This is a genomic window from Planctomycetota bacterium (genome assembly GCA_016125255.1).
Lineage (GTDB): Bacteria > Planctomycetota > Phycisphaerae > Phycisphaerales > Zrk34 > RI-421.
This window is the reverse complement of the sequence record WGMD01000002.1, coordinates 901,026-927,603: the sequence shown is the minus strand read 5'-3', so window position 1 is coordinate 927,603 and position 26,578 is coordinate 901,026. Positions and strand designations below refer to the sequence as shown.

Here is a 26,578-nt window from a genome sequence, read left to right as displayed (position 1 = left end):
TTCAGACCTGCTCCGCCATGCGGCGGCGCACGCAGGCGAGCAGCGCCTGATGAGCGGCACTGAGCATGCGGTAAATCGTCTTGCTGGATCGGCCCAACTGCTGCGCGATCGACTCGACGCTCGCGTCCTGCTGGTAACGCAGGTCGATGAGCTGGCGATGGCCGGGCTCGAGATCGTTCATGCACGAGCGCAGGGCTTCGAGGCGGTGATCGAGCTGCGGGCCCAGCGCGTGCATGTCGTCGGCGAGGAGGTCGAGCGTGGCGGGGTCGAACGCCGGGCCGGCGTCGCGCTTCGTGCGATGGCGATATTCCAGCACGCGCAGCTTGGCGACCTTTAAGGCCCATGCGGCAAAGTCCGTCCCCGGCTGAAACTGCTCGAACATCCGCCACATCGCCATGAGCGTTTCCTGGTACACGTCCTCCGCATCGCCGGGGCGGGGGACCATCACGCGGATGTACCCGTAGATGCGGCGTTGATGCGCGGCGAAGAGGCCCATGAACCGCTCGACCTGTCGGCCGGCGACGGGGGTATCGTCGGATGTGGGGAACTGCGTCATGGGTCAGACCGCTGCGCGTTTTCCGAACGACCGCAAAACAATGACATGGGCCTCATTCCATAGTGGATAGGACGCACCCGCCCGGATTTTCTCAAAAATGCTCCCCCATTTTAGAATCTTTTTTCACCCGGCCCGCCGGGCAAATCGGCGGCGATCGGGCTCGGCGGTTTAACACGCCGCTCATTCGGCTACAATGGCGTTGACGCATCAAGGATCGATCCGTCCGTATCACCCACGGAGTCCAGAGCCCATGAGCGATGTCGAACCGATACACCCCACCGGGGGCGCGGGAATTTCCGGCAGCGGGCGGCCCAAATGGGGCCTCTTCGCCGCGGCACTCTTACTGACGATTGCGATCTACGGCGTGGCCTTCGCCCAAAACGCCCCCGATGCGGCGGCCGCCGGCGGGTCCGTGCCGGGGGTCGAAATGGGCAAGGGCGTGCCGACGGTCTGGGCGCTGTTCATGACCAGCAAGTACATCAACGGCGCGATTCTCGCGCTGTCGGTGATCGCGCTGTTGCTGTTCCTTTTTCTGCTGCTGACGCTCACGAGCGGGTCGTTCAATCCGCCGCGGTTCGTCGATGATGTGACGAAGCTGATCCTCAATCGGAACTTCGAGCAGGCGACGCACCTGTGCCAGCAGCGGAGCCACATCTTTTCGTCGAGCATCATTCAGCGGCTCATCGAAAATCGCGACAAGGAACTGGGCGTGCTCATGGAGATTCTCTCGGCGGAGGGCCGGCGCAGAAGCGAAGTGATCTGGAACCGCGTCGGCTACCTGGCGGAGATTTCCAACATCGCGCCGATGCTCGGGCTGCTCGGCACGGTGGTCGGCATGATCAAGGTGTTCTTCACGTTGACGGAGCGCATCGCCGGCCCGAACGTCGGGGCGCTGTCGGCGGGGATCGCGGAGGCGATGAGCACGACGATGTTCGGGCTGATCGTGGCGATCGCGGCGGGCGTGTTCTACACGATCATCCGCTCGCGCGCCACGGCCGCGCTGACCGAAGCCGAGCAGGTCTGCCACACAATCGCTGATCACACGCACCGGGCGGCGTCGGATCCGCGCTTGAAGAAGATTGACGCGCTGGCGGAAGCGGCGCGGCAGAAATTGGCGACGCGCCAGAGCGGGGGGACGGCATGAGCTTCGCGCAGCCCGTGGAGCAGCGCCGCCGCGCGAGTGTGCCGCTGGCGCCGATGCTCGACATCATGTTTCTGCTGCTGATCTTCTTTGTGACGACCAGTTCGTTCCGCGCGGAGGAGCAGCAGATCGATGTGAAGCTGCCGACGGCGCAGGCGTCGAGCCCGACTCAGCCGCGGCGCACGGAGGTCATCGTCAACGTGAAGTCCGACGGGACCATCGTCGTCGGCAATCAGTCGTACAATCCCCCGGCGCTCTTTGAGATGATGCGCTCGCTCACGACGGACTATCCCGATGAGCACGTCATCATCCGCGGCGACAAGGACACGCGCTACGAGACGATCGTCTCGGTGATGGACGTGGCCCGCTCCGCCGGCGTCAAGAGCATCTACTTCGCCACCGTCAAGGAAGGGCGGCAAGTGGGCAAGTGAACATTGATGTGGCTTGAAGGCATCACGAGACGGAAGCTGTGGCACGGCCGCCCCCGGCCGTGCGATTGTCATGTTGCACCCGCCCAGCCGAGGGCGGCTGGGCCACAGCGTCAGCGACGCACGTCGATCGTGATGATGGCGATTGTGCTCGTGGTGACTTCACTGGTTGTCGCCTCCCCCGACGGCGATCGCCAGTTCACCTTTGCCGTGCGGCTCATGCAGCAGGGCGAGCGGAAGCTGGCGGAGGATGCATGGAACGAGTTCGTCAACAAATACGCCAACGATCCGCGCGTGCCCGATGCGCATTACTACATGGCGCTATTGGCCCGGCAGCGCGGCGATCTGAAGGCGGCGGATGCGCAGCTCGGCATGGTCGTCAATCCCCTGCATGTCACGCCCGAAGCCGTCGGCGTCCTGCGCGGGCAGATCAAACTCGAGAGCGGCGACGCGGCGGGCGCGGTCGGCATCCTCGAAAAGATCGACGCGGCGAAACTGCCCGATGCCGAGTCGAAGGCGTCGTGGGCGTATCTGCTCGGCGTGGCTTATCGGGGCGTGGGGAACATGACCGGGGCGGCGAAGCAGTTCGACCTCGCGTCCGAAGCGGGGTCGCGCGTGCGGGGCATGGCGCTGATCGAACTCGGCAAGGCGCGCATCGCGCTCAATCAGCCCCCGGCGGCGATCGAGGCGCTGACCGCCGCCGTGCAGACGCCTGACCTTGACGCCGACGCCGCCGCGGAGGCGCGCAGTCTCGCCGCCGACCTGGCGTACAGCCAGAAGCAGTACGCCATGGCCGCGGACCTGTATCAGCAGATCATCGCGCACAACCAGAGCAGCGCGTATTTCAAGTCGGCGCTGATCGGCATGCTGCGCTCGCACTACGCGGCCGGTCAGGATGCGGAACTGCTGCGTCAATATGACGCGGTGCAGAAGCTCTTGCCGATCGATGCGCAGGCGCAGGCCCTGTATCTCGTCGCGGCTTCGCAGGTCCGGCTCGAAAAATACGCCGACGCCATGAAAAGTCTGACTGACTTCTTCAACCGCGGCGGGCGCGACAGCGATCTGGCGGACGAGGCGGCGTACCTCTATGCCGTGTGCTACTTCCACACCGATCTGCCCGGCTTCGAGAAATGGATCGCCACCGTGGAAGCGCAGCTTCCGAAGATGGCGCATCACGATCAACTTCAATATCTGCGGGCGCAGGCGGCGGTGCAGCTCAACAAGCCCGCCGAGGCGGCTCGCTATCTGGCGCCGCTGATCGATCAGCCCGACAACGTCTACGCCCGCCAGTCCCTCCTTCAGCGCGCCGGCTTGTACGAACAGCTCAGCGAACCCGACAAGGCCGCCGCCGATTACGCGCTTTATTCGCAGCGCTACGGGCAGGACCCCAAGGCGACGGAAGCCGGCCGCCGCGCGATCGATCTCGCCTTTGCAGCGGGCAAGTTCGATCAGGTCGCCGAGCTGGCGCAGGCCTGGCTCATGCAAAAGAATCTTGACGCCACCGAAGCCGCCCCCGTGCAGTTGCGACTCGCTCTGTGTCTCATCAAGCTCGGCCGCAGCGACGGCGCGATGGCGACGCTCGACAAACTCCTCGCCGACAAACCCCCCGCGGCGATCGACGCGCTGGCCCATTATTACCGCGGCCTCCTCCTCGCCGGCCGCGCTTCGGCGCCGGAGGCGGGTCGGCCCGACACGATCACCCCCGCGCTCGACGAACTCAAAGCCGCGCTCGCCGGGGCGCTGCCGGCCGATCAGCAGGTGGAGGCCTCCTCGCTCGCCGCGCGGCTGCACCGCATGGCCGGCCGGGATGATCAGGCGATCGCCCAGTACGAAGACCTCCGCAAGCGTCACTCCGCCGCAAGCTTCGATACGCCGACCGCGCTGTGGGTCGCGCAGGGACTCAAACAGCGCGGTGAACATGAAGCGTCGCTGGCGTGGGCGCTGGCGGTGCTCGATCGCAAGGAGGAGTCGCCCGATGCGCTGGCCGAGGCGATGGACCTCGCCGGCGAGGCGTATCAAAAGCTTGGCAAGTTCGACGAGGCCGTCAACACGTTTCGCCAGCTCATCGCCTATTCGCACGGCTACGGCGATCAGGCCCGGCTCGGCCTCGCTCAGTGCCTCTCCGCGCAGAACAAGAACGACGCCGCGATGGACGAATACGACGGGCTCATCAGCGCCCCGGCCAGCGCCATCGCCGCCGCCGCGCTGTACGAAAGCGCCATGCTTCGTCGCGATCACGCCGCCGCGCTGGAAAAGGCCGGCGACCAGGTCAAGGCCGACGCCGAGCGCGAGGAAGCCCGCAAGCGGCTCCATCGCGTGGTGATTCTTTACGACCTGCCCGAACTGGCCCCGTTGCCGGTGCGCGCGATGATGGCGCTGGGGCGCATGGAGGCCGACGGCGGCGAGCGCGACAAGGCCCGCAAGACGTTCGAGTCGATCACGCAGCGGGCGGACAAGTCCGCGTGGCAGACGGCCGCGCAGGCGGAGTTGCTTTTGGTGGACGGCAAACGTGGCGATGCGCTGTTTCTGATGCGTAAAATGCTCAAGGACGCGCCCGGCGATTCGGCCGCGGCGTACGTCCGCGAGCGTCTGGGTCAGCTCGGAGAAACGCCATGAATCTGCGCCAGCGTCTCTCGATGTTCTTCGCGACGGGATTGAGTCTGCTGCTTCATGCGCTGGTGATCTGGCAGGTGATGAATCTGACGATCGGCGGGTCGAGTCAGTCGTCGCTCTTCGCCGCGGTGCCCGAGCGGAAGCCCGAAGCGGCGATGCGCGTTTTTCGCGCCAATGAGGACGAGATCGTTGAGGAGGCGCCGCTGACGCCGGCGGTCGATGCGATCAAGCCCGAGTCGGATGCGAAGAAGGTGCAGGCGCAGACGAAGAAGCTGCTGGAGACGATCGACGCGAGCAAGGTGCTTCCGCCCAAGCCGCTCAGCGAAGCGAATCTCAAGCCGGACACGGATCTTCATAATGATGCGCCGTCGCCGCCGGGCGTGACGCCGACGCCGGGACCGTCGCGGGCGCTGGACACGACGGACAAGTTGCTTCGGATGGCTCAGCCGTCGATCGTGCTGCCCAAGTACGTCGGCCCGACGGACGAGATTCGCACGCCCACGCCGGGCAATGGCGCGATCGACCCGGGGGCGAAGATCGACGTGAGCGAGATGCGCAAGCTTGATGCGCTGCTCGGCGGATCGGGCGTGGCGGGATCGGGCATTGCGGGCGGCGCGACGAATACCACGGGTGGCTTGGCGTCGACGGCTCCGGTGGCGCCGCCGCCGATTGATGAGCCGGCGATGAAAAAGCCGATCGAAGTCGCCAAGGCCGCCCCGCCGAAGTTGCCGGATCTGATCAAGACCGTCACGCCGCCGACCGTCGGGCCCGGCGACGATGGGTCCAGGAAAGAGCCGATCCATCTCGACAATGACTTCGACTACAAGCTGCGCAAGTATTACGCGCCGCCGCGCCGCACCGGCGGGCTCTTCGGCCTCGGCGCTCAGACGCTCGAGCAGGAACCGGGTTGGTTCCAGATTCAGATCACGCCCAAGCGTTCCCTCCGCCGTCTGACCGCGCTGCACAAGGATGTCGTCTGGGTCATCGACACGTCCGGCTCCATCCGCGAGAAATGGGTCGAACAGGTCAAAGCCGGCGTCGGCGTCTCGCTCGACAGTCTCAACCCCGGCGACCGCTTCAACCTTGTCATGTTCAAGGACACCGTCAACGTCCTCAATCCCGCCGGCCTGCTCGAAGCCAATGACGCCACGCGCCAGCGCGCCCGCGATTTCCTCAACGCCGCCAAAGCCAGCGGCGACACCGACGTCAACCGCGCCCTCGCCGGCCTGATCGTCCGCGATGTCGCGCCCGATCGCGTCTACCAGATCATCCTCGTCAGCGATGGCAAACCCACCAGCGGCGCCCTCGATCCCCGCACCATCATCAATCTCATCACCAAGGAAAACGACCTCGTCGCCGGCATCTACTGCGTCGGCGTCGGCGATGCGCAGGACCGCGAACTGCTCGAGTTCCTTGCGTACCGCAACAAGGGCTACGTCGTCTATCCCGATACCTTCGCACAGACCGCCGCGACGATCCGCCAGCTTGCCGCCGGTCTGCGTTATCCGATCTTGAAGGACGCGACGTTCGATGCCGTCGGCGTGGACACCACGCAGATTTTCCCCCGCATACCCCGTGACATTTATCAGGGCGAGTCCGTCAATCTGTACGGCCGATACACGCCCGACGCTTCGAAAATCTCCATGCGACTGACCGGCTCGAACTCCGGCGATGTCCTCGACTTCACCTTCAGTCTCGACTTCCCCTCCGCCCAGGTCGGCGACGAAACCATCGCGCATCAATGGGGCTTCTGGAACCTGCATCACCTCTACAGCGAAGTCATCCGCCAGGGCCCGACCGAGGAACTGAAGCGCCGGATGGACGAACTCAAAAAGCGCTACGACCTCAAGACGACGTATTGATCGGACCCCCTCTCCCTTCGGGAGAGGGCTGGGGTGAGGGTGGCCCCGAAGTAGTGCGCGTTACAAACCGTGCGCCGCCAGCGATGATGCGCCCCCTCACCCGGCCTCTCCCCGAGGGAGAGGAGAACGCATGGCCCGCTCGATCCTCATGCAACAATCGACCGCTTTCGGCGTTGGAATCTCTACCTGCTGATTGGAGATGTCGATGCGCGGTTGGCGGTGGGTGATTCTTTGGATGTTGTCGGCGTGCTGTATCGTTCATGGCGCGGACAAGCCGAACATCGTGCTGATTCTGGCGGATGATCTGGGCTGGACCGATCTGCATTGTTTCGGCAGCGGGTACTACCAGACGCCGCATATCGACAAGCTGCGCGAAGAGGGCATGAAGTTCACGCAGGCGTATGCGTGTCAGAACTGCGCGCCGACGCGGGCGGAACTCATGAGCGGTCAGTACCCGCCGCGGACGGGCGTGTATACGGTCGATTCGCTGGAGCGCGGCAGGGCGAAGGACCGCAAGCTTGACGTGCCCAGGAACAATGACACGCTCGACCCGGCCGTGGTGACGATCGCCGAGACGCTTCACGCCGCGGGATACGTCACGGCCTCGATGGGCAAGTGGCACCTCGGCGAGCCGGGCAAGGCCGGTCCGTGCGAGCAGGGGTTCGACATCAACATGGCGGGCAATCACACCGGCTCGCCGCGCGGCGGATACTTCTCGCCGTACAAGAACCCGCAGCTCCCCGATGGCCCCAAGGGCGAGTATCTGACGGATCGGCTCGCCGACGAAGCGGTGAAGTTCATCGACGATCATGCGGACAAGCCGTTCTTCTTGTACCTGCCGCACTACGCCGTGCACACGCCGATTCAGGCGCGTGAGGACCTCATCAAAAAGTACAAGGCGATCAAGCCCGTCGGCAAGCAGAACAACCCCGAGTACGCCGCCATGATCGACAGCGTCGACCAATCTGTCGGCCGCATCGTGGACGCACTCGACGCACATCACCTCACTGAGCATACGATCGTCATCTTCCTCTCCGACAACGGCGGCGTCGGCGGATACGACACGATCGGCCTCGGCGATTTTCATTCCATCACCGACAACGCCCCGCTCAAAGGCGGCAAGGGCTCGCTCTACGAAGGCGGCATTCGCGTGCCGATGATCGTGCGCTGGCCCGGCGTCGTGAAACCCGGCTCGCAGTGCGCGACCGCCGTCGATGTGATCGACTTTTATCCGACGCTCGCCGCCGTCGCCGGAGCCGCGCTGCCGAAGGATCAGCCGCTCGACGGCGTGGACATCTCGCCGCTATTTCACGGGCGGACCATCGCCGACCGTACGCTCTTCTGGCACTTCCCCGGGTACCTGGAAGGCGGCAAGTCCGGCTGGCGCACCGCGCCGGTGGGCGTGATCCATGAAGGTGATTACAAGCTGCTCGAATACTTCGAGGACGGACACGTCGAACTCTACAACCTTTCCGACGACCTCGGCGAGAAGACCGACTTGTCCAAACGCGATCCGAAGCGCGCCGCGGCGATGCGCGATACACTGGCGGCATGGCGGAAAGCCGTCAATGCCCCGATGCCCCATGTCAAGGAGTGACGTCATGCGATGGATACTGATCATGATGCTTTTTTGCCTCGTACCGATGCAGTTTGCGGCGGCGGACGATCACGCCGTGGTGAAAGTCTGGCCCGAGACCGCGCCCGGGGAGAAGGGCGACATCCCCGCGGAGCACGAGCAGGATCGCAACCCCAAGGACGGCGTGCCGGTGATCCGACTCGCCGACGTGTCGGAGCCGACGCTGACGATGTATCCCGCGCCGGCTGACAAGGCGACGGGGACGATGGTCATCGTCTGCCCCGGCGGGGGGTATCAGATTCTGGCGTGGAACCTCGAAGGCACGGAGATCGCCGAGTGGCTCAATTCCATTGGCGTTTCCGCTGCGATTTTGAAATACCGCGTGCCGCGCCGCAAGGATCGACCGATGTACGAAGCGCCGCTTCAGGATGTGCAGCGGGCGATCCGCCTCATGCGCCGCGATGCGGACAAGTATGGCGTGGACCCCAATCGCATCGGCATCCTCGGTTTCTCGGCGGGCGGGCATCTGACCGCCGCCGCCTCGACGCGCTTCGACAAGAACAGCTACGACGCCATCGACGAGGCGGACAAGTTGTCGTGCCGGCCTGACTTTTCGGTGCTGGTGTACCCGGCTTATCTGACGGTAGGCGGCGACGTGAACAAGCTCGCGCCGGAGATCACGGTGACGAAGGACACGCCGCCGGCGATCTTGATTCAGACCGAAGACGACGGCATCAAGGTCGAGTGCGCGATCGCGTACTACCTGGCGCTCAAGCATGAGAAGGTGCCGGTGGAGATGCATCTGTATCCGAGCGGGGGGCATGGATACGGATTGCGCGAATCGAAACATGACGTGCACACGTGGCCGGCGCGTGTGGGCGATTGGATGAAAGCTCGCGGATTACTGGAGCCCGCCAAGAAATAACAGGAGACGGCCATGGGTCGGGTGCTGTTGATCGTGTTGCTGCTGGCGTCGTTCGCATGGGCGCGTCAGCCGAATATCGTTTTCATTCTGGCGGACGATCTGGGGTACGAATGTTTGAGTTGCGACGGCGGCGGGCCGTACAAGACGCCGACGCTCGACAACCTGGCGGCGACCGGGGTGCGCTTCACGAACGTGCATGCGCAGCCGCTGTGCACGCCCAGCCGCGTGCAACTCATGACCGGCCGGTACAACAGCCGCAACTACATCAGCTTCGGCGAGCTGAAGCCGACGGAAAAGACCTTCGGCAACATGCTCAAGGACGCCGGCTACGTCACGGGCGTCGTCGGCAAATGGCAGCTCGGCGGGGGCTACGAAGGGCCGGGGCATTTCGGGTTTGATGAGTATTGCCTGTGGCAACTGAACCGCCGGCCCAACCGCTATCCGAACCCCGGCTTCGAGATCGACGGCAAGCAGGTCGATTTCAAAAACGGCGAATACGGCCCGGACATCGTGAACAAATACGCGCTCGATTTCATCGAACGCCACAAGGACAAGCCGTTCTTTCTGTATTACCCGATGATGCTCGTGCATGCGCCGTTCGACCCGACGCCCGAATCGAAGGATTGGGACCCGACCTTCCGCCGGGGCGACAAGGCGGAGAAGTCGAATGACGCTATCGGCGGCAAACACAATGAGCGACACCTCGTCGAGATGGTCAGCCACACCGACAAGATGGTCGCCAACGTGCTCGCGAAGCTCGACGAACTGGGCCTGCGCGACAATACGCTGGTGATCTTCACGGGTGACAACGGGACGACGGCGGGCGTGCACTCGACGCTCGACGGCAAGCCGTACATCGGCGGCAAGGGCTCGTCGCATGACAACGGGACGCGCGTGCCGTTGATCGCCAACTGGCCGGGTCATGTTACGAGCGGCTTCGTCTGCGAAGACCTCGTCGATTTCTCCGACATGCTGCCGACGTTCGCGGAGGTCAGCGGCGCGGCGACGCCGGCGGGGGTCGAGATGGATGGGCAAAGTTTCTGGCCGCAGCTCTCCGGCAAGCAGGGGCGCCCGCGGCAGTGGGTGTACAGTTGGTACCACCCGAAGCTGGGCAATTTCAAGAACGCCGAGTGGGCCCGCACCGTCGAGTTCAAGTTGTACAGCGACGGGCGGATGTTCAACGTGATCAAAGACCCGCACGAGGGCAAGCCGCTGTCGGACACGGACCTCAACAAGAAGCAGATCGAGCTGCGCGATGAGCTTCGCGGGGTCATCGACCGTTTCGCCCGCAAGGATTGATGCGAAGGGATTGACATGAGGCAGGGTGTGATCGTGATGCTGATGGTTCTTGGCGCGGGTGCGATGGCGCCGGCGGCGGAGCATCTCAAGCCGAACATCATCATCATTCTCGCCGACGACATGGGCTACGGCGACGCGTCGTGTTACGGCGGGAAAGCCGTCAAAACGCCGCATATTGATCAGCTCGCCGCCGAGGGGCTGCGCTTCACCGACTTCCACGCCAGCGGGTGCGTCTGCTCGCCGACCCGGGCCGGGCTCGTCACCGGCCGCTACCAGCAGCGCACCGGCGTCGACCAGGTCGTCAACGCCGATGACGACGAACCGTCGCACGATCTGGCGCTGCAGCTTTCGGAGATCACCTTCGCCGAGCGCCTTCGCGATGCGGGGTACAACACGGCGATGTTCGGCAAGTGGCACCTTGGTTACGCGCCGCGCTACAACCCCTCCTTGCAGGGCTTTGAAATCTTCCGGGGGTACGTGTCGGGCAACGTCGACTATCAGAATCATCTGGATCGGATGGGCAAGCCCGACTGGTGGGAGAATCTGGAGCTGACGCCGGAGAAGGGGTACAGCGTGCATCTGATTTCGCAGCACGCGGTGAAGTTCATCGAGACGCACACGGAGCAGCCGTTCTGTCTGTACATCGCACAGGAATCGGTGCACGCGCCGTATCAGGGACCGGGCGATCCGCCGGTGCGCGCGGAAGGGCGGACGAAGGATGTGTACCCGGATCACTACGACAAGCATCGCGCGTTCAACGAGATGCTCGCGGAGATGGACAAGGGCGTCGGCGAGATTGTCGGGGCGGTGAAGCGGGCGGACATGGCGGACCGCACGTTCATCTTTTTCTTTTCCGACAACGGGGGCACGCCGATGAGTTCCAACGGCCCGCTGCGGGGATTCAAGGGATCGCTCTGGGAAGGCGGACATCGCGAGCCGGCGATTGCATGGTGGCCCGGCAAGATCAAGCCGGGCGTCACGGACGAGTTGGCGATCAGCATCGACCTGATGCCGACGCTGCTTGAACTCGGCGGGGCGACGATGCCGGAGGGTCATGCGCTGGATGGCGTGAGTCTTATGCCGCTGTTGATGGAAGGCAAGGCGCTGCCGGCGCGGAAGGTGTTCTGGGAATACGGCAAACAGCGGGCGATGCGCGAGGGGAAGTGGAAGCTGATCGAAAATGCAAAGGGCATCGACGGGGTCGGGTTGTACGATCTGTCGAGCGATATCGGTGAGAAGCACAACGCGGCGGACACGGAAACGGACCGCGTCGAGACGATGCGGAAGGATTTACAGGCGTGGCACGAAGAGGTGCACGCGCACGTCACGCCGCAGGACAAGTAACTTTGGAGCGACCCATGCAACGATTCATCGCGATGGCGATTCTGCTGATCGCGCCGATGGCGCGCGCGGCTCAGAAGCCGAACATTCTTTTCATCTTCGCCGACGATCTGGGCTACGGCGACCTGTCGAGCTACGGGGCGACGGACCTGAAGAGTCCGAACATCGATGCGCTGATCGCATCGGGCATGCGCTTCGACAATTTTTATGCGAACTGCTGCGTGTGTTCGCCGTCGCGTGCGTCGGCGATGACGGGGTGGTATCCGGAGCGCGTGGGCGTGCCGGGGCTGATTCGCACGCCGCTGGAGGACAACTGGGGGTATCTGTCGCCGGAGGCGGTGTTGATTCCGACGATGCTCAAACGCGCGGGTTATCACACGGCGATCGTCGGCAAATGGAACCTGGGGCTTTCCCCGGAGAACTGGCCCAACGCGCGGGGCTTCGATTTGTTTCACGGGTTCCTTGACGACATGATGGAGGACTACTACACGCACCGCCGCTTCGGCATCAACTACATGCGCCTCAACGACAAGGAAGTTGACCCGAAAGGCCACGCCACGGATATTTTCACTGACTGGGCGATCGAAGATATTCAAGCGCGGGCGAAGAGCGGCGAGCCGTTCTTTTTGTATCTGGCGTACAACGCGCCGCATTTTCCGATTCAGCCGCCGGACGATTGGCTTGCGAAAGTGAAAGCGCGCGAGCCGAACATCACGGACAAGCGGGCGAAGATCGTGGCGCTGATCGAGCATCTGGACGATCGCGTGGGCAAGGTTATCGCGGCGCTGAAGGAAGCGGGGGTGTATGAGAACACGCTGATCGTGTTCACCAGCGACAACGGCGGGGATCTCGGGCACGGCGCGACCTGCGGTAAGACGCGCGACGGCAAAGGCAGCATGTACGAAGGCGGCCTGCGCGTGCCGGGGGCGATCATCTGGCCCGGTCATATTCAAAGCGGCTCGCGCACCGATGCGATCGCGCTGACGATGGACCTGTTCCCGACATTCTGCGAAGCGGCGGGCGTGGCGATCGATCATGAGATCGACGGCGTGAGTCTGATGCCGACGCTGCGGGGCGAGAAGCAGGCGAATCTCGATCGGCCGCTGTTCTGGACGCGCCGGGAAGGGGGCAACCGATACATGGGCATGACGATTCACGCGGCGCGCATCGGGCCGTGGAAGCTGGTGAAGAATCTGCCGACGGAGCCGTTTGAGCTATACAACGTCGCGGACGATCCGATGGAGGCGCACGACATGAGCAGTTCGGCGAAGAAGGAGCTGAACGATCTGTCGCGCCGGCTGCGGTCTCAGATTCAGGCGGGGGGCTCGGTGCCGTGGCAGAAGCCGGGCGGACCGGCGGAGCGACCTCAGAGAAAATGATGCAATAGCCGGTGCGCCCGCGGCGTTAATGGGTTGCCCGCACGGCAGAGGGACTCTCGAACATGTCCGCACATCCGCTTGAATCGTCCACGACCCGCATGGGTCAATTTGTGGCGTTTTTCGCCGTGTTTTTGCCGTTTTTCGGCGGCTTCGCCCCGGCGGCGACGCCTCGTCCGGCCAAGCCGAATTTCGTGATCATCCTTTCGGACGATTGCGGATACAACGAATTTTCCATGCAGGGCGAGGACAGGATTCCCACGCCCCGCATCGACTCGATCGCCAGGAACGGCGTGCGGTTCACCGATGGTTACGTCAGCGGCGCCGTCTGCAGCCCGTCGCGCGCGGGTATCAACACCGGCCGGTACCAGGAGCGCTTCGGGCATGAGTTCAACATTCCCCCGGCGTACAGCGAGAAGAACGGCCTGCCGCTGAGCGAGACAATGCTGCCAACCGTGCTTCATTCAGCCGGCTACCGCACCATCGCGCTGGGCAAGTGGCACCTGGGCTATGCCCCGCAGTTCACGCCGATCGAGCGCGGCTACACCGACTACTACGGATTCCTTCAGGGCGCACGGAGCTATTGGCCGCTAGAAAAACCCTCGCGACTCAATCAGCTTCTGCATGACTCGGAGCCCGTCCGGCCTGAGCAGTTCGACTACATGACCGACGAACTCGGCCGGCGCGCCGCAGCGTACATTCACGAATCGAAGGACAAGCCGTTCTTCGTGTACCTCGCATTCAACGCCACGCATATGCCGCTTCAGGCCACCGAGGCCGACCTCAAAGCAGCGCACGGCGACAAGATCGCAGCCATGACGATCGCGCTCGACCGCGCCGTCGGCATGGTGCTCGATCAACTGGACAAGGACGGACTCTCGAAGAACACGATCGTCGTCTACCTGACCGACAACGGCGGACCGCACGGGCACGACAATTCGCCGCTGCGCGGGTACAAGGGCAGCACATGGGAAGGCGGCATCCGCGTGCCGTTCTGCATGCAGTGGCCCGGCGTCATCCCCAGCGGGCAGACGTATCGCTATCCGATCATTTCGCTCGATCTATTCGCCACATTCATCGCCGCCGCCGACGTCGACAAATCGCCGGGCAAACCGCTCGACGGCGTCGATCTGTTGCCCTATGTGACCGGCGAGAATAAGGAACGGCCGCATCAGACGCTTTACTGGAAGCATGGCTCCAACTGGGCCGTGCGCGACGGGGACATGAAGCTGGTCGCCGCATCGGATAAAGGCAGCAAGGGCGACACCGGCGAGAAGCCGATGCTCTTTGACCTGTCGAAGGACATTTCCGAAACGAACGATCTCGCCGCCGCTCGACCTGATGATGTGAAGCGGCTGCAGAAGATGTACGACGATTGGCACCGCGACTTCCCCAAACCGCTCTGGGGCGGGAAGCATTCGGATGATGATGATTCGGACGCCAAGTGAAAATGCCTTGACTCTCTCTCCCTTCGGGAGAGGTGGCGCCCCGCGGCGTCACTTCTTGTCAACGACATCGAGCACCCAACTGCGCGCCCGCATCATGGCGGGGAAGCCGAGCGTGGTGGTGGCGAGCGTGGCGACGTGAAGCATTTCGTCGGCGGTGCACCCGGCGTCTAGGCCCTTGCGGACCGCCGAGTGCGTCGCACCTTCGAGCCCGGCCCCCAGCGCGATGCCGAGCTTCACCAGCGCCGCCGTCCGCGCATCGAGCGGCCCGGCGGCGCGACACGCCTCGCCCAACGCCTCGTACGCCGCCACAAGCTCCGGATGCGTCTTCTTGAACCGTGCATATTGCGGGGGAAGGGCCATGCGGTGAGTCTCCAAAATGCACGATGGATGGTGCGGCGATCTGGGCATTTACGCCGAGGCGCGGCGGGAATCTTCGGCGAAGTGACAGGCGGCGCAGTGATCGGCATCGCCTCCGACGGGGGCGAGTTGGGGCGATTCATTCACGCAGCGGCGATGCACGTGATGCGTCTTACCCAGGATGGTCAGCTCGACCGAATCGGCGGGGGCGGCGTTGCGCGCGAGCTGGCGCGTGAGGATGCAGCGCGGATGGAAATGACAACCGCTGGGCGGATGCATCGGGCTGGGCACTTCGCCTTCGAGCACGATGCGCTGCTTGTCGGGATTGGGCTTGGGTTCGGGCACGGCCGAGAGCAGCGCGTGCGTGTACGGATGGCGCGGGTCGTGATAGAGCGTATCACGGTCGGCGATCTCGACGATGCGGCCGAGGTACATCACCGCCACGCGATCCGAAAAATGCTCGACCACCGCCAGATTGTGCGCGATGAACAGATACGCCAGGCCCATCTCGTCCTGCAAGTCGTTGAGCAGATTGAGAATCTGCGACTGGATCGACACGTCCAGCGCGCTGACGGGTTCGTCGCAGACGATGAAGCGCGGCTCGAGGCCCAGCGCCCGGGCGATGCCGATGCGCTGGCGCTGCCCGCCGGAAAATTCATGCGGGTAACGCGCGGCGTAGTCCGGGCTCAGCCCGACGCGCTCCATGAGCTGCGCGACGCGGTCCGTCAGCTCGCCGCCTTTGGCCAGTCCGTGCACGGCGATGGGCTCGCCGATGATGCGCCCGACGGTCATGCGCGGGTTGAGCGAGCCGACGGGATCCTGAAAGATGATCTGCATGCGGCGGCGGAGCTGTTGCAGTTCGGCGCGGTCGGCGGCGAAGACATCCGTGCCTTCAAAGTGCACGTCGCCGCTCGTGGCGGGGATGAGTCGTAGAATGGTGCGGCCGACGGTGGTCTTGCCGCAGCCGGACTCGCCCACGAGCCCGACCGTCTGACCCTCCGCGACGGTGAGACTCACATCGTCCACCGCCCGCACGTGACCGACCGTCCGTTGAAGGAGTCCGCGTTTGACCGGGAAATACGTGCAAAGATGCTTTACCGTCAAAAGCGACGGCGCGGCGAGTTTTTGCGACGAAACGGTTGTGCTGGCCACTGTCATGACCAGATTGTACCTTCGCCGACCGCAATGGAAAGGATCGATCATGCCGCGTCTTTTCGTACTTGTCGTGACCCTGCTTCTCGCCTCCGCCGGCGTCCGCGCCGAAACGCCGGCGCTGAAGCGCGGCATCGACCTGAGCCATTGGTTCTCGCAGTCCTGGGACTACAAGCCGCAGCGCCTGCACACGTACTTCACCGACGCGGACGCCAAGCTGATTCGTGATGCCGGGTGCGATCACGTTCGATTCACCATCGACCCGGCCCCGCTGTGGGACGCGGCGGCGGGCCAGTTCAAGGCGGCGCATCTGGCGCTGGTGGACGAGGCGATGGACATGCTTCTGGCGGCGGGGCTCAACGTCGTCGTCGACATGCAGCCGTCCGATCAATTCAAGAAAACCCTGCGTGAGGACCCGGCGGCGGTGGCGTCGTTCGAGCAGTTCTGGTCCAGGTTCGCGGCCCATCTTGCCGGTCGCGATCCGAATCGCATCGCGCTGGAATTAATGAACGAACCGCAGGGTGATGACAAGACCTGGCCCGCCACGCAGCTTCGCCTGCTGCACGCCGTCCGCGCCGCCGCTCCGCGGCACACGATTGTCGTCACCGCCGACAACTGGTCCAAGGCCGAGGCGATCAGCACGATGGAGCCGGTCGATGATGCGAACGTGCTCTACACGTTCCACTTCTACGCCCCGATGGATTTTACGCATCAGGGCGCGACATGGGGCCCGGAGCACTGGAAGGGCATGCACGATGTGCCCTGGCTGTACACGCGGCAGAATGTCGACAAGATGATTGACCGGATCACCAGTCCGTCAAGCAAAAAGGTGCTGCTCTGGAACAGCAAGGAGAACTGGGACGCTACCAAAATCAACGGGATTTTCGAAGGTTTAGCCGCATGGGCCAAGGCGCATGAGGCGCGGATTTACATGGGCGAGTTCGGCGTGATGCGCAAGTTCGCCGCCCCTGCCGATCGGGCCGCGTGGCTGCGCGACGTGCGCAGCGCCGCCGAGAAATACGGTTTCGGATGGGCCATGTGGGACTATGCGGGCGGGTTCAACTTCGTCAATGAAGTCGACGGCCGGCGCACACCCGACCCGCTCGTCACCGAAGCGCTGGGGTTGAAGCCCTGAATCACGTGAGTCATTGCCGAAGTTGGCGCGCGGCGGACGGTTCGCCGCAAATGCGGCAAGGGCGCTTTCCAGTCACCCAGACTGCGGCTATGCTCGGATATCCATTCATCGGGGGCCGGGCATGATTATTCTGGTGCCGTATCAGGTTGACGTTCCGATGGCCCGCTGGCCCATCGCGAACTTCGGGCTCATCGCCGTGACGATCCTGTTCTTCGTCTACGAACTCAACGGCATGAGCGACGCGATGTTCGAGGCCATGGTGCTTGAGGGGTGGAACCCGATCGGGCTCATCGGTCACATGCTCCTGCACGCCGACATCGTGCACCTCGTGGGCAACATGATCTTCCTGTGGGTGTTCGGCAACGCGGTATGCGCCAAACTCGGCAACGGGCGATACATCCTGACCTACCTCGCGCTGGGCGTCTTCGCCGGCGCGATTCAAAACCTCTGCGACGGCCACCCGACGATCGGCGCCAGCGGCGCGATCAACGGCATCGTCGGCCTGTTCCTGGTTTTCTATCCCCGCAATCTCGTGAGCTGCGCCTGGCTGTTCATCATCCGCGTCGGCGTCTTTCATTGCGAGAGCATCCTGATGATTCTCCTGTGGCTCGCGTTCGACATCTGGGGCGTGGTCAGCGGCGGCGGGGCGGTGGCTTACTTCGCCCATCTGGGCGGATTCGCCGGCGGGTTCGGACTGGCGGTGCTGCTCCTTCGCCGCGGATATGTGCAGATGGGTTCGACGGAGAAGTCGATCCTTGAAGGTTGGTCGGTCGCCGAAGCGACGCCTTCGCGGCATCGTGACGAGGCGAGCACCTTTCAAATGCCCGACATTCCCAAGCCGGCGCAGCGCGACGGCGAGATGATCCGCCTTACCTGTCCTTGCGGGCGATCGCTGCGCATTCATCAGCGTCACGCCGGCAAGCGCGGGCGGTGTCCGGCGTGCAACAATGAACTGCACATCCCGATGATCTGATGCCGTTCACGCCTGCCGGGCGTCCAAGACCATGCGGACGAGGTCGGCGAGGTTTTCGGCTTTCATCTTCGCCATCATGCGCGCCCGGTGCACTTCGACGGTCTTGATGCTGATGCCCAGCTCGGCGGCGATCTGCTTGTTGAGTTTGCCCGCGACGACAAGATCCATGACCTGCCGCTCGCGGCGCGACAATTCCTCGATCGCCGCCTGCACGGTTTCGACGCGCTGTTTGTCCGCCTGCGCCTGGCGCGACTGTTCCAAGGCGCGCAGGATGCGCTCCAGCAACATGTGCCCGTTGCCGGGCTTTTCCACGAAATCGAACGCCCCCGCACGCATCGCCTTGACCGCCATCGGCACATCGCCGTGCGCCGTGAGAAGGATCACCGGCAATTTGCTCTGCCGCTCGGCTAGAAGCTTCTGAAGCTCCAGCCCGCTCATCCCCGGCATGCGCACGTCGAGCACGAGACACGCATGCCGGCCCTCCTTGTAATGATCGAGAAACGTCTCGGCGCTGGCGAATGTCTCGACGTGCAGGCCGTGCGAGGTGATCAGGTACGCCAGCGACTCGCGCATGGCGTGATCATCATCGACGACATAAACGATCGTGTCGGGCGTGACGGCGGAGTCGTGCTTGCGGGCTTTAGCCATGATGCACCCCATTGGCGATAGGCAGACTGAAGCGGAAGGTCAGTCCGCGGTCGTGATTGTGTTCAGCCCAAAGCTGTCCGCCGTGGGCCTCGATGATGGAGCGACTGATGGCCAGGCCCATGCCCATGCCCTGCTCCTTGGTGGTGTAGAACGCATCGAACATCCGATCGAGCGACGCGCCGTCGCAACCGCAGCCCGCATCGCGCACGGAAATCCGCACGCGATTCTCATCGTTGACCGCGGCGGCGACGTGCAGCAGGCGCTGCTTGGGCTCGATCTGATCCATCGCTTCGATTCCGTTGCGCATCAGGTTCATGAGCACCTGCTGAACCTGCACGCGATCGGCCATCACCATCGGCAAATCGTCCGGTACATCGAGCCGCAGCGAGACCTTGTGATCGCGCGACTCGAATTCGAGCAGCTCCGCCACTTCGTGAATCATCTGCGGCACCGACTGGCGCGTCTGGTGCGTGTAGCCCTTGGTGACGAACTGACGCAGATGACGCACGATCTGGCCGGCGCGTTCGGCCTGTGCGGCGGCGGTGGTGATGGGGCCCAGCAGGTCATTGACGTTCGCGTCACCCGATTCGATGTGCTCCATGCAGCCGCGCAGATAGTTGACGATCGCGCCCAAGGGCTGGTTGATCTCATGCGCCAGGCCGGAGGCCAGTTCGCCGAGCATGGTCAATCGGCCGGTGTGGGCGAGCTGGGACTGAAGCTGCATCGCGCGTTCCTGTGCGGCGCGTCGCTCGGCGGTTTCGATGTGCAGCTTCGTGATCGCATCCGTCAGATCGCGCGTCCGGTCGGCGACGCGCTGCTCAAGCAGTTCGTTGGCCGCCTTGAGCTCGGTGATGTCGCGCAGATGCAGCAGCAGGGCGGGCTGGCCGTCGTATTCGATGCGGCGGCAGCGAATCTGCACCGGGACGCCGTAGCCCTGATGATTCCAGCTTGCGGTTTCGAGCACCTCGATCTCGCCGCGGACCATGCGGTCAAAGTCGTGCGACCCGGCGGCAACGCCGGGCGCCTTGAGCTGCGCCTGATTCATGCCTTTGAGCGTCTTGTGGTCGAGCCCGTGCAGCCGGCACGCGGCGGGGTTGGCGTCGAGCACGTTGCCCGACAGATCCTGCACGATGATCGGATCGGGAGAGTTCTCAAATAGATCGCGGAAGCGCTTTTCACTGGCGCGGATACTGACTTCGGCGGCCTTGGCGCGCTGTTCGGCGTGATGGACGCGCACGGCGTTGCGCAGCGACTGGGCGATGCGGCTGGGCGTCAATTCCGATTTGGGCAGATAGTCGAGCGCGCCCGCCTTGATCGAATCCGCCGCCACCGTCTCGCTGCCCTGACCGGTGAGCACCACCACCGGCGGCAGCTCGCTGTCCTGCGCCTTGCCCCGGCGGAGCAGATCCAGCGCATCGCCGTCGGGCAGATTGAAATCGACGATGGCGACGCTGAAGTTCGTTTCGCGCATCCGGCGCAGCGCGGTGCGGATGTCGCCGATCTCTTCGACGCTCGCGTTGAGCGTCGACTTGGCGATCGCACGCCGCACCGCCATGCGGTCTTCCATGGCGTCATCGACAAGCAGGATGGACAGGGGCGTGTTGGGCATGTGCGACGATTCCCGACGCTTGACGCTACGGCAGCTCCACCAGGCGGGCATACTGCTCCAGCAGCGACGCGAGCTTGACGAAGTCATCGCTCAGGTTCGATTTGATGACGTATCCGGCGACGTGATACTGGTAGGCCTGCCGCTTGTGCTGCTCGTCCTTGGAGCTGGTGAGCACGAAGACGACGGCCCCGCGGTGCTTGGGATCAGCGCGCAGATGCTTGAGGAACTCCACGCCGTCCATCCGCGGCATGTTCAGATCGAGCAGGATGAGATACGGACGGTGAATCGTCTCGTGCGGGTCCTGGCTGCGGAGGATCGACAGCGCTTCGAGCCCGTCGCCGGCGACTTTGACGGGGTTGCGGATGCCCGCCTTGACGAAAGCGCGGCGGACGGCCATGACGTCGACTTCGTCGTCGTCGACGACAAGGATGTTGACCGATTCATTCAGCACGACCATGTGACTCCTCGGCGGATTTTGGCCAGGTGAAATGGAACATCGAGCCGCGCGCTTCGGCCGACTCGACCCAGACGCGCCCGCCGCGGCGTTCGACAAGCTTTTTGACCAGCGCCAGCCCCACGCCGCTGGTTTCGACCTCGTCGCGTGAGCGGAGGGTATGGAACATCTTGAAGATCCGTTCACGGAACTCGAGCGGAATGCCCGGCCCGTCGTCGCGAATGGTGAACCGATAAAACGCGCCCTCGTCCGTCACGTTGATGTCGATGCGGCCGTCGGGCTTGTCGTGATGTTTGACGGCGTTGCCGATCAGGTTGGTGAACACCTGCGAAAGCGGGGCCTTGTCGGTATGGAAAGCGGGCATGCCCGGCTGAATGCGGATGGTGAACGTGCCGGGCGGATTGAGCAGGAAGATCACGTCCTCGAGCAGTTTCGCGACGTCCACCCGCTCCGCTTGTTCATGCTGCCGTGTGGCGCGCGAGTAGGTCAACAGATCGTCGATGAGCCGCTGCATGCGATTGACCCGCCGGCGCAGGAGCGACAGATGCGACCTGGCGTCGTCGCTGAGACTCGGACCGGCGTCCTCCTCGATCCACTCCGATAAGTTGGCGATCGCGCGCAGCGGGGCGCGTAGATCGTGCGACGCGGCGTAGGCGAACTCTTCGAGATCCGCGTTGGAGCGGGCCAGCTCCTTGGTGCGCTGCTCGATGAGTTTCTGCGCAAGTTTCTGTTCGGTGATGTCGAAGATCGCTCCGTCGAGGAACAGGAGCCGACCGTCATGGTCGAAGACGCCCTGCCCTTTTTCATAGACCCATCGGATGTTGCCGTCCTCGTGAACGATGCGGTATTCGAGGTCGTAGGGCTGATGCTTGCGCACGCCATCCTGTACGAGCTGATCGACCATCGCCACGTCGTCGGGGTGAATGATCGAGGCGTAGGAACGCACGCGGTTGTCGATGAAATCCGTCACCGGATAGCCGGCGATGGACTCGATGGCGTTGGACAGAAACTGCATGGTCCAATGCTCGTCGCAGGCGCATCGGTAGACGGCTCCGGGGAGATTGGACACGAGTGTGCGGAAGCGCTGTTCCGCCTCCCGGCGGTCCGTCACATCGCGGGCGACGGCGTAGATGGTCTTCTCCTCGGGGACGACCGACGTGTTCCACACCAGCCAGCGATACGATCCGTCCTTGCATCGATAGCGATTCTCGAAGCCGCGCGTGATGTTGCCTTCATAAATCGACGCGGCTTCTGCGAGCGTGCGCTCCTGATCGTCGGGGTGAACGAATTCGATGTACGGATGCGTGAGCAGGTCGACGTCGTCGTAGCCGAGCGTATGGCGCCATGCGGGATTGATGCGCGTGAATCGCCCCTCGAAATCCGCGGTGCACAGAAGGTCGGGCGACATGGCCCAGTAGCGATCGAGTTCGACGGCGCTTTTGCGGGCGCGGTCGCCGAGTTGGTCGTGCGCCTTGCGCAGGGCCAGCTCAGCTTTTTTGAGGTCAGTGATGTTGGTGGCGATGCCGAGCACGCCGACGGTCTTGTCAGCGAAGCGGAAGGGGACTTTGGTGACTTGGAAGTGGAGCGTCTGGCCGCGGTGATTGGTGAGGGCCATGTCGTCGATGACTTTGGGGACGCCGCGTTCGATGACATCGCGGTCGTCGTCGAGCATGAGCTGAACTTGATCGGCGATGGGGTGCACGTCGGCGTGATGCAGACCGATCATCTCTTCGACGGTCCGGTGATAGGCGTCGGCGAGTGCCTGGTTGACGAGGACGAATCGGCCGGCGGCGTCTTTGATGAAAATGCGGTGCGGGACGAGGTCGATGATCTGACGAATCTGCGACGGGCCCTGTTCAAGAAGGCGTTGCAGGCGCTGCACCTGTTCGATCGACGGCGGGTTGCCGGTTCCAGACTCGGTCATCTTCACGTTTCCATCACGCACGAAAGGACGCGGCGGCCCGACACCGACGCTCATGATACCGCACTGCTTGGGGTATTCCCCCATTGAAGGAACCCTCGCGCGGTGCGATGATATTCAAGGATAGCACGGCTGGGACGACGAGAGGGACTCGCCTGATCCGCCGTGACAGATTCCGCCAACCCCCTTGACCCCGGAGGGCGGCGAGTTTGCTTCGGCAACTCGTCGCCTTTTTCTTTTGGCGTCATCCGCAAAAACTCGGAAACGGCCGGTCGTATGATTTTGCGTCGCAGGGTATACTGTCGCCGCATATCCGCCCATTGCAGGACCGACCATGCCCGACACGCCCCGCATCGCTCTGTTGATCGAAACCTCGACTTCCTACGGCCGCGGCCTCCTGCGCGGCATCGGACAATACGCGCAGTTCCACGGACCGTGGTCCTTCTACATCGAACCGGGCGAACTGGCCGGGAAAACACCGGACCTCAAGGGCTGGGGCGTGCAGGGCATCATCGCCCGAATCCATACCCAGACCCAAGCCCGCCAGATCCTCGCCGCCAAGGTCCCCACCGTCGATCTCGACTTCGTCCTGCCGCAGCTTTTCCCATGGGGCCTGACCAACAATGACACCACCATCGGCCGACTCGCCGCAGAGCATCTGATCAGTTGCGGACTATCGAATTTCGCATACGTCGGCTGGGCCCCCGCCGATCAGTCCACCACCTTCTGGGACTCCGCCCGCGGCAAGGCCTTCGACGCCACCATCGCCGCCGCCGGCTCCGCCGTCGCCCATTACACCTGGCCCAAGGCCCAGCGCGACTGGACATGGGCACGCGAGCAGAAGCACCTCGCCCAATGGCTCGCCGAACTGCCCAAGCCCGTCGGCGTCATGGCCGCCAACGATCAGCGGGCCCGCCACGTCCTCGAAGCCGCGCGCATCGCCGGGCTCGACCTCCCGCGCGAACTGGCCGTCATCGGCGTCGACAATGACGAAGTCCTCTGCGAAATGTCATCGCCATCCCTCTCCAGCGTCGCCGTCAACACGCCGCGCATCGGCTACGAAGCCGCCGCCATGCTCGACAAGCTCATGGCCTCCAAAAAAGTCTCCGACAAGCCCGTCGTCATCGAACCCCTCGGCATCGTCGCCCGTCAAAGCACCGACACGCTCGCCATGGACGACGCCGAAGTCGTCGCCGCCCTGCGCTACATCCGCCGCAATATCGACAAGCCCATCCGCGTCTCCGATGTCCTCAAAGCCGTCAACATCAGCCGCAAAACCCTCGAAGTCCGATTCGCCAAAGCCCTCGGCCGCACGCCCCATTCCGAAATCCATCGCGTCCGCCTCGAGCGCGTCAAGAATCTGCTCGTGCAGTCGGACTGGTCCCTCAAGAAGATCGCCACCGCCTCCGGCTTCACCTACGCCGAACACATGCACGCCGTCTTCCGCAAGGAAACCGGCGCCACCCCCAACGAATACCGCGCCCAACACCGCGAGCATTAACACCGTTTCACGACGCCGCTCTTTACCGTGAGCCCGCCGAACGGGCGGCGTATTTTTTCCCCGCGCACCCGCCCGGCAATCCCCCGATTTTTCGCCTTTCCCGTGCGCCCCCGTTCGCAATGCAATATCGCCACATTTCGCGCATAACCCAAGCCGCAAAGCGCGCACAGGCGCGCCTGTGCGCACCCGCGCACCGGGCTCGGTCGCGCCCATGCGCGACTTTTCAGAACTTATAACGCCCCGCCGTCACCCCCATGCGCTTTTTGCCGCGCCCGTGCGCTTTTCGCCATCCCCATGCGCCAAAAACGCAACAATCATGCGCCTCCATGAATCAAATCCCCCAGCTCAAACCCCCGGCCCGGGGGCGGGCCGGCTCGGACCCCCCGCGCCAATCGAACGACTCACGTAAGGCGCGGCGCGTCGACCACGCGGAGACGCTGGTCGATGATCCATGCGAGCATGTTCGTGAGCGCAAAGTGCAACAGTCCCGCGGCGAGCCAGCGCAGCGGGGGTCTTACGGGAAGAAGAAACCGCCGCGAGCGGCGTCGCTGAACGGGGTCAGAGGTGTGGGGCCTTGGGTTTGGTCGGGGGTTCAAAGTTGCGGGCGCCCGTGGGTTTGATCACGCGGCGGTAGAGTTTGTCGGCGGAGGCGGCGTAGAGGATATTGAACTTTTCGCCGGCGAGGTCAAGGTTGCTGACGCGGCCGTTGGGCGTCGGCACGATGCAATTCACGCGGCCGGCCTGGTCGCAGATTTGGATGCCCATGCGCGTGGCGACATACAGACGCCCATCGGTGTCGACGCGCATGCCGTCGGCGCCGCTGTCGTCGGCGGTGTCGGGGACGAACAGGTGATAATACTTCTGCTTGTACTTGAGGGAGCCGTCGGGCTGGGCCTGATACGAGTAGACCCAGTGCGTGCGCGAGTCGGCGACGTAGAGGAGCGTCTGATCGGGGCTGAGCGTGATGCCGTTGGAGAATTTCAGGCCGGTGTCGACGACTTTCTTTTCGCCGGCGGGGCTGATGAACCATATCTTGCTCGGCGAGCGGCCGTCCCATCCGGGTTCGGTCACGTAGATCCCGCCGTCGTGTCGGACGACCAGGTCGTTGCCGCGGAATCCGTCGGCGATGACGGTCGATTTGCCATCGGGGTCATAGGCGAGAATCTGCTGCGTTTCGGCGGCGACGGTGTAGAGTCGGCCGTCGGGTCCGAAGCGCTGGCCATCGGGCTTGGGCGCGTTTTCGACGAAGAGCGAGACTTTGCCGTCGAGGCCGACTTTCCAGATTTTGCCATTGGCGGCGTCGGTGAAGAACAGTTCGCCCCTGGCATTCACCGCCGGGCCTTCGGTGTTCTTGTAGCCGTCCGCGACGAGTTCCCATTTCTGATCTGGGAGGAGGACTTCCTGAAGCGGCGGGGAACCGAGGCCGGTGGCGATCGGCTGGGGGTAGTCTTTCCAGAGCCAGCGCATGGCATCGGGGAATTTTTCGGTGGCGAACTTGGCGTTGTGACCTTCTTCGCCGAAGGCGTGATTGACTTCATAGCCGGAGAATTCGAGGGCGCGGACCATGGTCTGATTGGCCATCCACCAGTCGCCGCCGTAGATGTTCAGGTCGTTGGAGCCGTCGGTGAGGTAGATGCGGATGGGCTTGGGTTCGGATTCGCGGATGAGCGTGGGGTATCGATCGCCGCCGCGGAGACCGACGAAGGTTCCGACGCCGGTGTAGACGCGCTGGAATGCGTCGGGTCGTTCCCATGCGACGGTGAAGGCGCAGATCGCGCCGCTGGAGTTGCCGGCGATGGCGCGGTCGCGTCCTTCATGCGAGAGGTTCAGGTGCAGTTCGGCTTCGACATGCGGCAGAAGTTCATCGAGGAGGAATCGGGCGTAGGCGTCGCCGAGGCCGTCGTATTCGTAGCTGCGGTTGTAGCGGGGGAGGGCATCGGGATTGGCGGGGGGGACGACGCCGGGGCGGATGAAGATACCGACGGTCACGGGCATTTCGCCGGCGGCGATGAGCTGATCGAACACCGCGGGGGCGTTGAACTGGATGCCGTCCTGATTGACGTAGACGCAGGCGGGTTTGGACCCGTCGTACTGCGCGGGGACGTAGACCCAGTATTCATGCACGGTGCCTGGGAAGATTTTCGAGTCGTTGAGCGTGTACTTGGTGACGACTCCTTTGGGCGTATCGGCGAAGAGCGCGGCGGAGGCGAACAGGACAACGATCGCGCTCAAAACGGCGCGTTGATGAAAAGACATGGCGGGC

Annotated in this window: 21 protein-coding genes; 13 read left to right on the top strand and 8 right to left on the bottom strand. The window is 63.8% G+C overall.

Annotated features, from left to right (window positions below; translation table 11 throughout):
- Position 1: 1 nt before the first annotated feature.
- Positions 2-556 carry a sigma-70 family RNA polymerase sigma factor gene (locus GC162_05115; protein ID MBI1368016.1) on the bottom strand — a complete coding sequence of 185 codons (555 nt, stop codon included), beginning with the start codon at positions 554-556 and terminating at the stop codon, positions 2-4.
- Positions 557-749: 193 nt separating this feature from the next.
- On the opposite strand from GC162_05115, the gene GC162_05110 reads away from it, so the two are divergent.
- The 10 genes from GC162_05110 to GC162_05065 all read left to right on the top strand — a co-directional run bounded on the left by GC162_05110 (position 750) and on the right by GC162_05065 (position 14,565).
- Positions 750-1,700, top strand: coding sequence for a hypothetical protein (locus GC162_05110; protein MBI1368015.1), 951 nt, complete (start codon positions 750-752; stop codon positions 1,698-1,700).
- Positions 1,697-2,128 (top strand): hypothetical protein, encoded by a 432-nt coding sequence (locus GC162_05105; GenBank protein ID MBI1368014.1) that lies wholly within the window; start codon positions 1,697-1,699, stop codon positions 2,126-2,128. Before GC162_05110 ends, GC162_05105 begins: the two co-directional genes overlap by 4 nt.
- Before the next feature lie 6 nt (positions 2,129-2,134).
- Complete coding sequence (locus GC162_05100) at positions 2,135-4,741, top strand: tetratricopeptide repeat protein (protein ID MBI1368013.1); 2,607 nt, start codon at positions 2,135-2,137, stop codon at positions 4,739-4,741.
- Complete coding sequence (locus GC162_05095) at positions 4,738-6,600, top strand: VWA domain-containing protein (GenBank protein MBI1368012.1); 1,863 nt, start codon at positions 4,738-4,740, stop codon at positions 6,598-6,600. Before GC162_05100 ends, GC162_05095 begins: the two co-directional genes overlap by 4 nt.
- 199 nt (positions 6,601-6,799) lie before the next feature.
- Positions 6,800-8,197 (top strand): sulfatase-like hydrolase/transferase, encoded by a 1,398-nt coding sequence (locus GC162_05090; protein ID MBI1368011.1) that lies wholly within the window; start codon positions 6,800-6,802, stop codon positions 8,195-8,197.
- The gene (locus GC162_05085; protein MBI1368010.1) at positions 8,184-9,101 is read left to right on the top strand and encodes an alpha/beta hydrolase fold domain-containing protein; all 918 of its coding nucleotides are present in this window, start codon (positions 8,184-8,186) and stop codon (positions 9,099-9,101) included. Before GC162_05090 ends, GC162_05085 begins: the two co-directional genes overlap by 14 nt.
- A 12-nt stretch (positions 9,102-9,113) precedes the next feature.
- Positions 9,114-10,400 carry a sulfatase-like hydrolase/transferase gene (locus tag GC162_05080; protein MBI1368009.1) on the top strand — a complete coding sequence of 429 codons (1,287 nt, stop codon included), beginning with the start codon at positions 9,114-9,116 and terminating at the stop codon, positions 10,398-10,400.
- 63 nt (positions 10,401-10,463) lie between these two features.
- Entirely contained in the window at positions 10,464-11,744 is a 1,281-nt protein-coding gene (locus GC162_05075; GenBank protein ID MBI1368008.1) for a sulfatase-like hydrolase/transferase, read from the top strand.
- 14 nt (positions 11,745-11,758) lie between these two features.
- Positions 11,759-13,120, top strand: a complete 1,362-nt coding sequence (locus GC162_05070; GenBank protein MBI1368007.1) for a sulfatase-like hydrolase/transferase — start codon at positions 11,759-11,761, stop codon at positions 13,118-13,120.
- Positions 13,121-13,182: 62 nt separating this feature from the next.
- The gene (locus GC162_05065) at positions 13,183-14,565 is read left to right on the top strand and encodes a sulfatase-like hydrolase/transferase (protein MBI1368006.1); all 1,383 of its coding nucleotides are present in this window, start codon (positions 13,183-13,185) and stop codon (positions 14,563-14,565) included.
- A 48-nt stretch (positions 14,566-14,613) separates the two neighbouring features.
- Here GC162_05065 and GC162_05060 read toward each other — a convergent pair whose 3' ends face one another.
- Both GC162_05060 and GC162_05055 read right to left on the bottom strand, forming a co-directional pair.
- Positions 14,614-14,925: a carboxymuconolactone decarboxylase family protein gene (locus GC162_05060; protein MBI1368005.1), complete on the bottom strand. Its 312-nt coding sequence runs from the start codon at positions 14,923-14,925 to the stop codon at positions 14,614-14,616.
- A 48-nt stretch (positions 14,926-14,973) separates the two neighbouring features.
- Complete coding sequence (locus GC162_05055) at positions 14,974-16,080, bottom strand: ATP-binding cassette domain-containing protein (protein ID MBI1368004.1); 1,107 nt, start codon at positions 16,078-16,080, stop codon at positions 14,974-14,976.
- Here GC162_05055 and GC162_05050 point away from each other — a divergent pair.
- Both GC162_05050 and GC162_05045 read left to right on the top strand, forming a co-directional pair.
- Positions 16,079-17,209 carry a cellulase family glycosylhydrolase gene (locus GC162_05050; protein MBI1368003.1) on the top strand — a complete coding sequence of 377 codons (1,131 nt, stop codon included), beginning with the start codon at positions 16,079-16,081 and terminating at the stop codon, positions 17,207-17,209. The two genes, GC162_05055 and GC162_05050, sit on opposite strands and share 2 nt — an antisense overlap.
- A 121-nt stretch (positions 17,210-17,330) precedes the next feature.
- Positions 17,331-18,182 (top strand): rhomboid family intramembrane serine protease, encoded by an 852-nt coding sequence (locus tag GC162_05045; protein ID MBI1368002.1) that lies wholly within the window; start codon positions 17,331-17,333, stop codon positions 18,180-18,182.
- 6 nt (positions 18,183-18,188) lie between these two features.
- Here GC162_05045 and GC162_05040 read toward each other — a convergent pair whose 3' ends face one another.
- From GC162_05040 to GC162_05025, 4 genes are read right to left on the bottom strand one after another with little or no spacing between them, the layout of a single operon-like run.
- Positions 18,189-18,830 carry a response regulator gene (locus GC162_05040; GenBank protein ID MBI1368001.1) on the bottom strand — a complete coding sequence of 214 codons (642 nt, stop codon included), beginning with the start codon at positions 18,828-18,830 and terminating at the stop codon, positions 18,189-18,191.
- Positions 18,823-20,526: a PAS domain S-box protein gene (locus GC162_05035; GenBank protein MBI1368000.1), complete on the bottom strand. Its 1,704-nt coding sequence runs from the start codon at positions 20,524-20,526 to the stop codon at positions 18,823-18,825. Before GC162_05035 ends, GC162_05040 begins: the two co-directional genes overlap by 8 nt.
- A complete protein-coding gene (locus GC162_05030) occupies positions 20,465-20,896 on the bottom strand; it encodes a response regulator (GenBank protein MBI1367999.1) in 432 nt (143 codons plus the stop codon). The genes GC162_05035 and GC162_05030 overlap by 62 nt, the downstream gene beginning before the upstream one ends.
- Positions 20,880-22,901, bottom strand: coding sequence for a PAS domain S-box protein (locus GC162_05025; GenBank protein ID MBI1367998.1), 2,022 nt, complete (start codon positions 22,899-22,901; stop codon positions 20,880-20,882). Before GC162_05025 ends, GC162_05030 begins: the two co-directional genes overlap by 17 nt.
- Positions 22,902-23,148: 247 nt before the next feature.
- On the opposite strand from GC162_05025, the gene GC162_05020 reads away from it, so the two are divergent.
- Entirely contained in the window at positions 23,149-24,315 is a 1,167-nt protein-coding gene (locus GC162_05020) for a helix-turn-helix domain-containing protein (protein MBI1367997.1), read from the top strand.
- 558 nt (positions 24,316-24,873) lie between these two features.
- Here the strand turns inward: GC162_05020 and GC162_05015 are convergent.
- On the bottom strand, positions 24,874-26,571 hold the full coding sequence (locus tag GC162_05015) for a gluconolactonase (protein ID MBI1367996.1): 1,698 nt from the start codon (positions 26,569-26,571) through the stop codon (positions 24,874-24,876).
- Positions 26,572-26,578: the final 7 nt, after the last annotated feature.